Below are 13,435 nucleotides of genomic sequence, written 5' to 3'. Positions count from 1 at the left end.
GTTTTGTGTCGGCATAGTCGTGCTAAACCAAATTATTTTGTTCTTTTAAGGCTGATGAATCCTTTTTATTCTTGATGATAAAAAATAATAACTGTGCTACCAATAATATGACCATGGCAATGATTTGCATGTGAACTACGGTTTCAAGATTATCGTGATATAGCATGATTAGTACTACTTGAGAGAAACCCAATAAACCTGATAATATTACAGGTGAATATTGATTTAACGAAAGAAAGTAATAAGCAAAAATATTAGAGACTGCGAATAGTGATGTCGCCAAGGCATACTTCCAAAGCAGATGTGCAATAGATAAATAGGCATCACCGAACATTAACGTAATAATCAAATTCGGAAACAGAAAGCATACAAAAACTATGAAGGTCGATAAACCACCAATAAAGAATACATACTTAAAGAGTACAGGAGCCGTAGGCTCGCCGTCTTTTTGTTTTTGAATTACCGTAGGCATTAACAGCATTACAAACATCCAAGCCACAAAGTACACTACCCTACCGATCAATGCCAATGATGAATACAAGCCTGCTTGTTTATCATCGAAATAATGCTTGACCAACAGAATATCGCTATTGTTTATAATAATCTGGGTAAGTTCATAACCCGCCGTAAGACCGATAAAAATCCAGACTTGTTTTAAATCTACCGCAGCTAATTTGTCTTTTGAAAAAACCTGAACTCCTTTAAAATCTGACGGAAAAAGTCCGAATACAAAAGAAAGTGCAATACCTGCCGCAATTAAGATTCCCGGTTCAAAGGGTAGCAATAACAGCAAGGCAAAAGTGATCAATAACCTACTCCACATTTCAGTTTGGTAGGTACCTGCCAATTTTCCGAAATCATGCTTTCCTTGAAACCTACCTCTGTTAACACTCATAACAAAGTATAAGGGTATGGCAACAGCAAAAATCATGAACATGTAATGATTCTGCGTATTAAAAAGTTCTTGTAGATTTTTCGAAAAAATGAGAACCAAAATACCGGTAAAGACACCGAATACCAATGCATATCTATACATGGTATTCTTAAAAGCGACCCACGTGTAACCTGTAAATAGCACAGCAAATTTTGTGGTCGCTAATTGAAAAGTCATACCAACAAAAGACAACACTAAAAGTAATGTTACCAATAGGGCGGCATCGGCAAATGCCTCAGGACCAAGTAGTCTGCCTAAGAGTAAGTTGTATAAATAGTTACCACCATTTACCAGCACAGCACTGCCCATAAACAAATGTTTAGAGGAGATCCGCTTTAAAGCCAATTTAATTGCTGTCATGATTTTGATAGGGTTTTCGGGGGTTCGGTAGTACTTATTTATCTGTAGACAAAGGCGATTTTTGCCAACTGACCAACGATTTTGACAGAATCTTTCATTGATAGTTTAGAACCATCGGCATGAATCCATCTTTTTAATGGCTGTTCACAAATAAGTTTTTTAGCTTCGGTTTTACCATAGTATTTTCTCATTCGTATAAACATTTCAACATCGAACAACCACTTGGTAATAAATGGCTTATTAAAAAGTAAGGGAACAACTGAACGGTCCATTACTTTAGCACCACATTGCGTATCATTAAAAGGCATTCTTAAAATGGTTCTAATGATAAGATTAATGGTCATACTAATTATCTTACGAGCAGATTCTTTTGTAATATCTGCACCCATTCTACTCATTCTAGAACCACTGACAATTTTAAAATCAGATTGATCTAAAGTTTCTACTAAATCATCAAAATCTCTAAAATCGGTAGAGAGATCGGCATCTAAAAACCCTATATAATCTAATTGAGGATCTTTTGCCATGTGTAACATACCCAAGCGTACCGCTTCGGCCTTACCACCATTTTTCTCGCAATCGTATATACTAATATTGCTTTCGTTACCTTTCTTTAATTCTTCTAAAACTTCGAGTGTTTTATCTGTACTACCGTCGTTTACAAAACAAAGGTGGTAGCCTAGGTTACTATGCGCAAAATCTCTGAATTCTTTACCTAAAAGACGTTCTTCTTCATTATAACAAGGTATAACAACACCAACACAATTTTTTTGGAGCATTCTAGTGCTAGTAGACTCTTGAGCATTCAGTTCGATAACTGGCGCACCGATCAACCTTTTAATACGAGCTGCCATTTCAGACAAACTCACAGGCTTTTTCATATAATCGTCGATGCCTAAATTAAAGCCATCTGTAATTATATTTTCTTCGGTGTTACCAGACATAACTAATACCGGTGTAGTATTACGTTTACTTGTTTTAATATGTTTAACAACATCTAAACCAGACATATCTGGCATATTAATATCAACAAGAACTAAATCTGGTTCAAATGAATCATATACTTCAATTCCTTTTTGACCAGAATCGGCCGTTTTTACATCATAACCTAATTCGGTAAGTCTTTTTTCAACAGACAATAAAATAAGCTGTTGATCATCAATGGTTAGTATTTTCATGGTTTTACGTAAGTAAGATTTAACTTACATATAACGCATAATTTCACAAAAATTGTAGTTCTAGAGCAAAAAAATAAAAAAAAACAGTAAGCTTAAGCCCCCTAACCTACTGAGACTTACCTAAAAACCAGTAATACTCCCATTTTAAATTATTTAAATATTTTAATAGTAGAATAGCCCTATATAATTAAAAATGCCAATTAAATTGATGAAAATAAAAAGGGAGTAGCTAACCACACTACCCCCTTTTTCACAAAACCTAACCAGAAAGTTTATGCCATTAATTCTTTTTCTACCATAGGTACATCTAAAGTGAAACCTTTAAGTTTTGCCACTTGTAATACTTTAAAATATTCTACATACATTTTCGTAATAGTTTCCATTGGAAAAGAACACGCTGCCCGAAAATTTGCTTTTGCCAAATATGTTCTATAAGAATCATGTTGCAAAATTCTTTCAATGGCGTCTGCTAATGAAGCTGCACTTTCAGGATTAAAGAACTCTCCCTTATATCCTTCTTCTTTTACAAGTATACTAAGGTCACCTAAATCTGGTAATACAACCGCTTTACCGTAACTACCAGCTTGGTTCAATACACCAGAACTACCTGTTGTAGATGTATATGGAAAAACAATTACAGCGCTTTCACCAAATAATACCGGAACATCTTCTTCTGCAACATAACCTGTAAAAACCAATTGCTCTACATTAGCATATTTCTTTTTCACACTTTCTAAGTATCCTGGTGTATTTGGGCTATCCGTACCGGCAATCACTATTTGGATATCTTCATTAGTTCGTTGTCTAATTAACTCAATTGCCTCTATCATTATCTCAACCTTTTTATAGGTACCGAACTTACCGAAAGCCATTATTTTTTTTGGTCCTGCAGGTAAGCTATAATCCGGAGTTGGCGGAGTTTCGAAAGAGCCATGCGGAATTATGGCCACATTTCTAGATTGATATTTGTTCTCTAAGATTGATTGATATTTGCTAATAGTCACTGCAACAACATCTGACGCCAAAACACATCTTGTTAATACATAGCCGATACCATTATAAACTTTCTGTAGAAGTTTATTTGAGGTAATACCAGCGTTGTCTAAATCTACTTGCTCTAATATATTATGTAGTAAAGAAATAGTAGGTATTCCTTTTAACTTACACATTAGTGGTAACATTAAACCTAGTGCGGCAGGAATTTTTTTATCCCCGAATTTTAAAAACTGTAAATTAAAAAGTACAGCATCGGGCTTTGTTTCTGAAATAGCACTATTGATTTTAAATATGTTTTTGTAGTCATTAAAACTCCAACATTCCTTAACGGTAATTTTGCATCCGTCTTCTTTAAAATTTAAATCCTTATTACCTTCGGTCCTATCTGTAATTAAAATAATTTCTGTTACTTCTTTTTGAAGTCTGAAATGTTTTACCAAGTGATATCCGTATTCGGTAAGTGTTACTTTGCTTGGGGGGTATGCCGTTACAATTGCAAGTCTCATAGGTTAAGGTTTTAATTTGTCGCTTGGTTATTTCTTCTACAAATATCTAATTAAGAAGAAGGCTTTTTGATCGATTTTAGGTGGATGAAAGGTTACTATAGACGAATGGAAGCTATAATTAGATAAGCCATATTATTCTAATTTATATATCGGCAAATAACTTTTTCAGCAGTAATCATAAGTTAATGGTTTAAGACAGAATTATTAAAAAAAAGCCCGAAGATGGGGGATTTCTTCGGACCAGACTCACCTAATATTGAAGTATCAAGAGGTCTTGTTCAATATATTATTATGAGCAAAATAAAGCAACTGCGCCACCAACAAAGCAACCATGGCTATAATTTGAACCTGCACTACCATATATAAGGTACTATGAAAGAAAATGATCATGACAATCTGCGATATACCTAATACACCAGAAAGTATTACCGGTACATATTGATCCAGAGATAAAAAGTAGTAGGCAAATATATTAGATATTGCAAATAAAGAAGTTGCCAGTGCATATTGCCATAATAACGGTGCCATTGACACATAGGCTTCGCCAAACATTAATTGAATAATTAATTCTGGAAAAACAGCACAGCAGAAAATTATAGTGATAGCCAAAAGCCCAACATAACTAACATATTTTATTAATATAGGAGCTGTTGCCTCTCCATCTTTTTGTTTTTGTATAACGGTAGGCAACAAGAGCATTACGAACATCCAAGCTACGAAATAAACGGCACGCCCAATCATGGCTAAAGAAGAATAGAGTCCGGCGTCTACGGTATCAAAATAATGCTTTACTAAAAGAATATCACTATTATTAATAATTATCTGGGTAAGCTCATAACAGGCGGTCAATACTATAAAACTGATTACTTTTCGTTTATTTTCTTTAGATAGCGCAACCTTTTGAATGATGCTCTTTATATTAAAGTCGGTAGGAATCAATCCGAATACAAACGACAATCCAATTCCTAGTGCTACTAAAAAAGTTGGTTTAAAAGGTAATACCCATAATAAACCAAGTGTGATCACTAACCTACTCCACATTTCTGTTTGGTACGTAAGCGATAATTTCTGATAATCTTGCTTGCCTTGATATTTACCTCTATTGACCGACATAAAAAAATATAAGGGCACTGAAACGGCGAAGGTTTTAAATAACAAAGAAGATTCTGTATGAAATAGTTCTTGTAAGTTACCTGCAAAGGCAAATATTAGAATACCTATTACTAAACCAAAACCTAAAGCATACTTATAGAGTATTTGCTCTAAAGCAAGCCAATCATCATTGCTGAACAAAATTGCAAATTTAGCTGTAGCCAGTTGAAAAGTCATTCCTAAAAAAGAAAGCACCAATAATAAGGTAATCAATAAAGCAGCCTCGCTATACACAGCCGGACCAAGTAGTCTACCCAAAACAAGATTATATAGATAATTACCCCCATTTACAACAAGTACGCTGCCCATAAATAATTTTTCCGGAGAAATTCTGTGTAGTACTAGTCTAATTGCTGTCATAATCATATTTTTTTTAAGTCTCAACATTGACTTGGTTCTACATCAAATATCATGAAGACTACCCTTGTTTTTTAAGGGCTTTAGGTCGATAACCAATTACTATAGACGAATGGCAATTATCTTACTTCCATATCGGTGAAGTCAATTTTATCTTTACAATATTGAAAAAGACAAATAAATCGCAATAATTACCGTTAGGTATTTGTAGTATTAATCTCACTTTAAATGATTCGTAATTTAGTATTCCTTATTCTTTTAACCTCATCTTTCTTGAAAGCACAATCTGATATGACCAAAGGCTTTGGTCTTTTGGAAAAAGGTGATTTTCAAGAAGCAGAACTTTTTTTTGGTGAATACATTAAAACAGACACAAACAATAAAACGGCATTGCTGTGTTATGGTCGAGCAGTTGGCTTAAGTGGCGAACCTCAAAAAGCAACAGGTTTATTTTCTGATCTATTAGAAGATTACCCTGGTGATTTTGAAATTTTAATTAATTACAACGAATCTTATTTATGGGCGAAAGAGTATGAACAAGCCAAACCTTTATATGCCGATTTAGTAGATAAATTTCCAAAGAAATTTGGTGCGGTATTAGGGTATGCAAACACGTTAAGTAATTTAAAAGAGTATAAATTAGCCTTAAGTTGGGTCGAAAAAGCAATAGAACTTCAGCCCGAAAATGAAAGTGCAAAAATTTCTAGAAAATTTATGCGATTGGGTTATGCCAACGAGTTTGTAAACAATCAGCAATATGGAAAAGGAGAGCAAACATTAAAGAAGATTTTTGAAGATTTTCCTGATGATAAAGATGTATTGATCAACTTGGCGAACCTGTATCTTATAATAAAACAAGCAGACAAGGCAAAAAGTATGTATGTTAGATATGCAACTACCCCAAAAGATTCTATTACCGCACTAAACGGTATTGCATTGGCAGAACATATAGATGAGAATGATAAAGAAGCTCTTATCATCTCTAAAAGTGCAATGGTAAAGGTTGATAAAATTAATGATGTAAAACTTACCGAAAGCACATACGATAGGTTTGTACAAGCCTTAATATGGAACAGAAAGTTTATTTCTGCTAGAAATAAGATTGATAGTTTAGAAGTTCATTACCCCAATAAGAATTGGATATTAGCCCTAAAAGCAACGTTAGGTCTATATACCGGTGATGCTAAATCTAGTGTTGAAAGTTATGATAGAATTTTGGTTAATGACAGTGCCTCATTTGATGGTAATTTAGGTAAGGCAAATGCATTATTTGCATCTGACAAGATTATACCAGCATACAATATGGCAAGCCAAACATTAAAGTTCTATAAAAATCAAAAAGATGCTAAAGGTTTTATCAATAAACTGAACTTAATGCATACCCCTACAATTGAAGAGCATGCAGCCTATACCTTTGATAATGGAAATAACACTGCCTTTTTTACAAATACAACGATAGATGTACCTTTTTCAACTAAATTTAGAAGTACGGTATCTTATTTCTTTAGATCTACCGAAAATACGGTTACCGATAATAAAGCAACTTCGCATGTAGTATTAGTGGGTTTGCAGTACAAGTTATTTCCTAAAACGGTTTTAAAATCCGTATTAGGTTTAAATAACTCCAGATTTTTAGACCAAGCCTATACACAACCTGTTATTGATATAAAATTAGATTTACAACCTTTTAAGTTACAGAACTTAACACTTGGTTATCAAAGAGAAGTGCAGAGTTTTAACGCTGAATTAATTGAACGTGAAATTGTACAGAATCATTATGGTTTAAATTATAATTTAGGTACCAATGTTAACTTTGGTTGGTATACCCAACTAATGCATACCCAGCAGAGTGATGAAAATGTACGTAATTTACTTTTTACATCATTGTATTACAATGTGTTACGCAAACCTGCATTAAAAATGGGCCTCAATTACCAGTATATAACTTTTAAAGACCAAGTACCTACCATATATTTTAGTCCCGAGAAATACCAGGCTGTTGAATTATTTGCAGATGTACGTGGTAAAATATCTGAAAAGACAACCTATATGGTTAGTGCGGCTACAGGTATTCAAAAAGTAGAAGATGACCCCAACACCAATATCTTTAGAGCCGAAGCTTCTGTGCAGCATCAATTTTCACCACGTTTCAGTTTAAATGTGTACGGGAAGTATAGTAATATTGCCTCGGCAACTGCTGCAGGTTTTGAGTTTACCGAAATCGGATTAAAAGCAAAATGGTTGTTTTTGAAGAAACCATTATTTCACAAAAAATTAAACTTAGATTAGTAATAATTAAGCATTCCACTTCCAAAATTTAAAGACTGTTTAAGGTCTCTTATTTCCTTAATTTTATACTTTTCAAATAAAAGTTCAGATATAGGTGAAATTATATTCCTATATTAGATACAATGTAAGAATTTTACCTACCTTAACGTAAGTTTAATAAACGTTTCCCCGCTCGAGAAATTCAATTGAAAATGAAACTCTAATCGATTTTATATGTGGAAGAGAGTTTTTAAAATGTTTATTGGCCTTTATGTGCCCCTTTTTGCGCTTAACCTTTTTTTGTATTACTCCCAAAAGGCAAAACAAATTGAAGCTATTATGGAACGTCAGATTCGTGCAAACACGATGAAGAAAGTTTCCTTTGAAGAAGAATGCCATTCTTTTTTGCGTAATACCCATTATTGGGCCACTTTAAAATATCCAAAGAATTTTGATCCTTTAGTAGAGCATTCCTCATTCTTAAGGTCTTATCTAGAACTTATTGAGGATATTACTTCTTATGATCAATTTCGCTTTATAGATTTAGAAGGAAAAGAATTTTTTAGAGCTGAACGGGTTGGAAATGATTCTATTATAATTAGCGCCATACAAAATAAAAATTACCATCCTTATGTAAAAGCAGGATTACAATTAAAAAGAAATCAAATATATCTTTCTCAAATAAGCTTAAATAAAGAAAATGGAGAAATTGAAAAACCGCATAAACCAGTAATTAGAACTGTGGCTCCTATTTTTGATAATGAGCAAAATCAAATAGGGTTAGTGGTCATCAATTTTAAAATGAAAAAAATTCTGGACCAAATAAAATCCACAGTTGAAGACAAAAATGTTTATTTGTTAGATGAGGATTTTAGAGTTATAACTTCAAGTACTATAAAAGAAGATTTACCCTATGAATCTGGAAATAAAAATAGTACCATAGACGGTATTTTAAATACCAAAGCAATAACCCATATTAGAGATAGCACTTTTGTTGAAAATGGTCATATATGGTCTCAGCAATCTATTAAATTAAATGGAGCAACATTTACGTATGGTTCTATATCTAACTTACCAACAGAAATAGTAACCCCCTCTAATTGGCTTATGGCCTTGGAAATACCTCCAAGATTAGTAAAAGCCGTATTACAGCCTGTATTTGAAAGCTTGTTAATCTTTAATATTATTTCAATTATTGGCTTATTCGTATTTTCTCATATTTACCTAAAAAATAGAATTGAAAAAGAACAATTTTATAAAGAGTTAGAAAGTAAAAATATATTGTTGACTAGAAGCAAAGACCAATTAGAAGAAAATAATGTAATGGTCAATGAAATGAACAATAGCTTAGAAATCAAAAATAAGCAGTTAAGCGATTTCAACTATTTAATTTCACATAACCTACGCTCACCAGTTACCAGTATGTCTGTAATTGTTGACATGATACGGAAAGAAAAAAATCCAGAATTATTAAATCAGTTGCTACCTAAGCTAGATAAGGTAGCCAAAAGCATAACCCACCTCACAGAAGACATAAACGACTATGTTGCTATTCTTGATAATAAGGAAATTAAGATAGTCGATATAGACCTTAAAGAACTGATTCTCGAAGTCAAACATGAATTTACAGAAACACTTTTAGATAATTCCGGTTTTGAAGTTCAACTAAATTTAGCAGCTTGGAACCATATTTCATATTCTAAATTCTATTTACAAAGTATCGTTCACAATTTCATATCTAATGCTATTAAATATAAACGCGACAATGTTGATTCACATATTCAATTTGAATCTGCACTAGAAAATAAACAAAAGGTATTGTATGTACGAGATAATGGCATAGGATTAAATCTAGATAGACATGGCGACAATGTCTTTAAACTTTACAAAAGATTTCATAGAAACATATCTGGTAAAGGTATGGGGTTGTTTTTGGTGAAATCTCAATTAGAAGCACTTAATGCAACAATAACAATAGATAGTAAAGTAGGAGAAGGAACTACATTTAAATTAATATTCGAAAAATGAACACAAAACCGAACATATTGCTGGTCGATGACGACGAACTGTATTTGTATATAATGGAAAAAACAATTCATCAATTATCAAAAGAATTGGTGGTTTCAACATTTACAGACGGAGAACAAGCTGTTGAATATATCTCAAAATGTACTGAAGAAAAGGTTGAACTACCTGAAGTTATATTTTTAGATATTAATATGCCATTTTTAGATGGCTGGGGCTTTTTAAACGAATTCAAAAAACTAAAACCAAAAATTATTAGTAATATTAATATTTACATGGTTAGTTCGTCTATGCGCGATAGTGACGTAATAAGAGCTTCTAATTTTGAAGAGCTTACCGGGTATGTAGTAAAACCAGTAGACAAAGTTCAGCTAGCAGAAATATTCAAAAAGATTTATCAAGAAAATTGGTGAATATTACTTTAGAAAAACTTAAAGCAAGTTTAATCGTCTCATTAATTCTGGACGGTTAGACCTACTAATGGGTACCACATTTTTAGCTATTAGCACGCTATTATCTTCAATATCAATAATCTTTGTAAAATTGATAATATAGGATCGGTGTATTTGAAGAAATAACTTTTCAGGTAATTTTTCTTTTATTTTTTTCAAGGTAGTATGTACCCTATGGTGTTCTTTTTCTGTTTTAACATCAATGTAATCACCTTTGGCCTCGATAACCAAAATTTCATTGAGTTTCAATTTAATTAACCTTCGGTCAATATTAATATACAAATCTTCACCTTCAGATGAATTTTGTTGTGTTGCTTCTTGAGCCTGTGGCTTTTTAGCATAAGTATTCTTAATTTTTTCTATACTTTTTTCAAAACGCTCTAACGTAATCGGTTTCACTAAATAATCAACGATACATTCATATTCATAAGCAGCTATTGCAAAATCTGTATCTGAAGTAGTCATAACCACTTTAGGTGGATTTTTTAGTGTTTGTATAAAATCGACACCACTAAAACCTGGCATATGAATATCTAGAAAAATAACATCAATATTCTGTTGATTTAAAAATTTGATTGCAGAAATGGCATTGTCAAATTCTTCAATAACATCGAGCTCAGGTATTTTTGAACATAGTTGCCTTACAACTAGTCTAGCCGTGGCTTCATCATCGATTATAATACAGTTCATTTATATTGTTTTAATGTATTTTTCAATAGTATCTAATACTTCAACGAATTTAGATTGACTATCGTGCTTGCCATCCAATAATTCCATTTCATAAGCAACTGCAAGCTTGTAAGAATTTTCCATTCCTAAAATATTGAACTTATGCTTTAGCTTATGAACTATTTCGGCTGTTTCTTTTACTCTTGTATTTTTTACATGACCATAATATTCTTCCTTTTCTAACGGAAACTCGTTTTTAATAATATCAAGAAATTGATTTCTAAAAGCAATATCGTCACCGGCAAGTTCGTCTACATAATTAAGGTTAGGTTGTTCTATCATGAATTCTTTTTTAATGTGATATAAAACGTAGTTCCAACGTTTTCTTTTGATTCTAACCGAACATCGCCTTCATAAAGTACTGCAATTTTCTTAACAATTGCAAGTCCGATGCCAGTAGCATTATTAGCTGTCTCTAACTTTTTAAACATTTCAAAAATTCCTTTTTGATGCTTTTCGGGAATTCCTTTTCCATTATCTGAAACACTGAATTTCCAATAGGTGTCATCTGGTTGGTATCCGATTTTGATTTCACCTTTTTCTACATGTTCAGTTGCCGTTACAGCATTAGTAAATAAATTCATGAACAACTGCTCTAGCCGTGCTCTTTCAAAGAACATTTCTGGCAATTCTTCATCATACTCAAAGGTTATATTTTCAGGTACATAAATCGTTCTTTCGACATCTTTAAGACTATCTTCTAAACTGAACGTTACCCTATGCTCTTCGGTTTCACCCATTGTGGCGTGTTTTAGAATACCACTTATAAGCTTATCCATCTTGGTAAGGTTTTGAGATACCAAAGTGCAATTTTCTTTACTGGTTTCAGAAAATTTCTCTTTTTCATCTTCCATTATCCAACTCATCAACGCATTGATATTTCGTATAGGAGATTTTAAATCATGCGATACCATTTGTGCATAATTGTTCAAAGATTCATTCTGATTTTCTAAATTTCTTACAAGTTTATCTTTTTCTATGGTCATGGCAGAAACCTGCGATGCCAAATTACTTATATAAGATGCTAGCTGCTCTGTATTAAACTCGTCCTGAATCTTTACATCCTTTTCATCATTTAAATTCTCTCTTAAACTACGAATAGCCTCTTCTAAAGAAAAAAGAATACTCTTTTGTTGCAAAGCCTCTTTCTGTAATCTTTTATTGGCTTCAAAAAGTTCATCTGAACTTATTGTAGAAGCTCTATGAAGCATAGAGAATTTATCTTCATAATTCTCATACGATTTTTCAATAGCTTCTAAAAAGCTTCCTATTTCTGGATGCTCTTTTAGGTCTTCAGGTAAATATTTTCGAATTTGTCTTGTTAACAGAGAATGCATTATTCGCTAAATAAGGTTAGAGTCATGGTCTGATTGTGCAATTTACAACTATCTTGACCACTAAATGGTGCCATTTCGCCGTAAGAATAGAAGCCACTTATTACTGTATTATCGCCTACAACAGCTTTAACTTCTTCAATTTCCTCTTCCGTTCGTTGATCCATCACCAACTTTCTACCAACACAACTGATCAATAAAGCCAGCTCTGGAGAATTCTTTCTGCCACCCATAGCGAGTTCTGCTGCATAAGAAGCTCCATTAGCAATATCATCGACCGATGACATCATTAACTGTACTCTAGACCCTTCAGGAACGTCACCTGCCAGTGTCATTGTATTTTCAACTTCATCAATATTAAGTATAGTTCGTACTAAAGGATCTGAGTCTTCGGTTGCCTTAACACTTAACGGATAGAGCAATGCCGACTTCGGCAATTCATCTGCTTTCTCACCTAAATAGGTTTTGTAAAGATCTAAAGCAGGCTTACCATCTAGCTCATAAAGTAGATTTCCTTTAGATTTTGTAATAATACGTTCTGGACCAAAAGAGGTCCAACCGCCATAATTAGAACTTGTAATTTCTAAGGTATCACCATAAAAACCTATGGCTACTATTTCCCCTTCTTTTGGGTTTTCATTGTAAGATGCCAATGTTCGCTCAAAACGATCATCATCTCCACATAGTCCGCCAGAGAGTCCAAAACTCGTATTTTCCATATTTTCTAAACCCTCTATAAGCGCACTACCATTTACAGTACTACCTTCTGATATTACAAATAGATGCTTTAAATTTTCTTTAGGGAATTCAGCAATTAAGCGCTCTCCAAGTTTTTTATCTTCATTATGAAAATCTGCTACGTTGCTTCTTTTTACCAAAATTGAACTCTTCTCAAATTCAATAGCAGTTAATACAACGCATCCGTCTAACACATTATCATCTATAATCTCACCCGAAGTGGTACCAAAAACGATATGACCGTCTGGAAATAACGTATTAACCTCGTCATATATCTGATTACTTTCTAACATATATCTATTACCAAAAACCAGTACTAAAGGTTCTTTAAGAGCAACAGCATCTTTAATTATAAAAGACTCATTTGGTTTTTTAATTCCTTGTACTATTTTCATCTTACATCTTA

At 33.0% G+C, this 13,435-nt stretch carries 11 protein-coding genes; 3 read left to right on the top strand and 8 right to left on the bottom strand.

Translation table 11 applies throughout. The annotated features are described in order from the left end of the window. Positions 1-22: 22 nt before the first annotated feature. The 4 genes from DFQ03_RS07655 to DFQ03_RS07640 form a co-directional block, all read right to left on the bottom strand. The gene (locus DFQ03_RS07655; RefSeq protein WP_133672572.1) at positions 23-1,294 is read right to left on the bottom strand and encodes an MATE family efflux transporter; all 1,272 of its coding nucleotides are present in this window, start codon (positions 1,292-1,294) and stop codon (positions 23-25) included. A gap of 38 nt (positions 1,295-1,332) precedes the next feature. Beyond that, positions 1,333-2,472 (bottom strand): response regulator, encoded by a 1,140-nt coding sequence (locus DFQ03_RS07650; RefSeq protein WP_133672571.1) that lies wholly within the window; start codon positions 2,470-2,472, stop codon positions 1,333-1,335. Positions 2,473-2,744: 272 nt separating this feature from the next. Beyond that, positions 2,745-3,974, bottom strand: a complete 1,230-nt coding sequence (locus tag DFQ03_RS07645; protein ID WP_133672570.1) for a glycosyltransferase — start codon at positions 3,972-3,974, stop codon at positions 2,745-2,747. A gap of 264 nt (positions 3,975-4,238) precedes the next feature. Then, positions 4,239-5,486: an oligosaccharide flippase family protein gene (locus DFQ03_RS07640; protein WP_133672569.1), complete on the bottom strand. Its 1,248-nt coding sequence runs from the start codon at positions 5,484-5,486 to the stop codon at positions 4,239-4,241. Between the two features lie 225 nt (positions 5,487-5,711). Between DFQ03_RS07640 and DFQ03_RS07635 the strand changes: the two genes are divergently transcribed. The 3 genes from DFQ03_RS07635 to DFQ03_RS07625 all read left to right on the top strand — a co-directional run bounded on the left by DFQ03_RS07635 (position 5,712) and on the right by DFQ03_RS07625 (position 10,189). Next, complete coding sequence (locus DFQ03_RS07635; RefSeq protein ID WP_133672568.1) at positions 5,712-7,772, top strand: tetratricopeptide repeat protein; 2,061 nt, start codon at positions 5,712-5,714, stop codon at positions 7,770-7,772. Positions 7,773-7,985: 213 nt separating this feature from the next. Next, positions 7,986-9,779 (top strand): sensor histidine kinase, encoded by a 1,794-nt coding sequence (locus DFQ03_RS07630; protein WP_133672567.1) that lies wholly within the window; start codon positions 7,986-7,988, stop codon positions 9,777-9,779. Next, a complete protein-coding gene (locus DFQ03_RS07625) occupies positions 9,776-10,189 on the top strand; it encodes a response regulator (RefSeq protein WP_133672566.1) in 414 nt (137 codons plus the stop codon). The genes DFQ03_RS07630 and DFQ03_RS07625 overlap by 4 nt, the downstream gene beginning before the upstream one ends. An 18-nt stretch (positions 10,190-10,207) precedes the next feature. Here DFQ03_RS07625 and DFQ03_RS07620 read toward each other — a convergent pair whose 3' ends face one another. Genes DFQ03_RS07620 through DFQ03_RS07605 form a run of 4 tightly spaced genes read right to left on the bottom strand, consistent with a single transcriptional unit; the run spans position 10,208 to position 13,424 of the window. Next, a complete protein-coding gene (locus DFQ03_RS07620) occupies positions 10,208-10,918 on the bottom strand; it encodes a LytR/AlgR family response regulator transcription factor (protein WP_133672565.1) in 711 nt (236 codons plus the stop codon). Further along, entirely contained in the window at positions 10,919-11,239 is a 321-nt protein-coding gene (locus tag DFQ03_RS07615; protein WP_133672564.1) for an Hpt domain-containing protein, read from the bottom strand. It lies immediately after the preceding gene. After that, entirely contained in the window at positions 11,236-12,294 is a 1,059-nt protein-coding gene (locus tag DFQ03_RS07610) for a sensor histidine kinase (RefSeq protein WP_133672563.1), read from the bottom strand. The genes DFQ03_RS07615 and DFQ03_RS07610 overlap by 4 nt, the downstream gene beginning before the upstream one ends. After that, positions 12,294-13,424, bottom strand: a complete 1,131-nt coding sequence (locus tag DFQ03_RS07605) for an FIST signal transduction protein (RefSeq protein ID WP_133672562.1) — start codon at positions 13,422-13,424, stop codon at positions 12,294-12,296. Before DFQ03_RS07605 ends, DFQ03_RS07610 begins: the two co-directional genes overlap by 1 nt. Positions 13,425-13,435: the final 11 nt, after the last annotated feature.

It is taken from the genome of Maribacter caenipelagi, assembly GCF_004364175.1.
Classification (GTDB): domain Bacteria; phylum Bacteroidota; class Bacteroidia; order Flavobacteriales; family Flavobacteriaceae; genus Maribacter; species Maribacter caenipelagi.
Note: the sequence above shows the minus strand (reverse complement) of the source record. Positions and strands in the feature narration are given on the sequence as shown.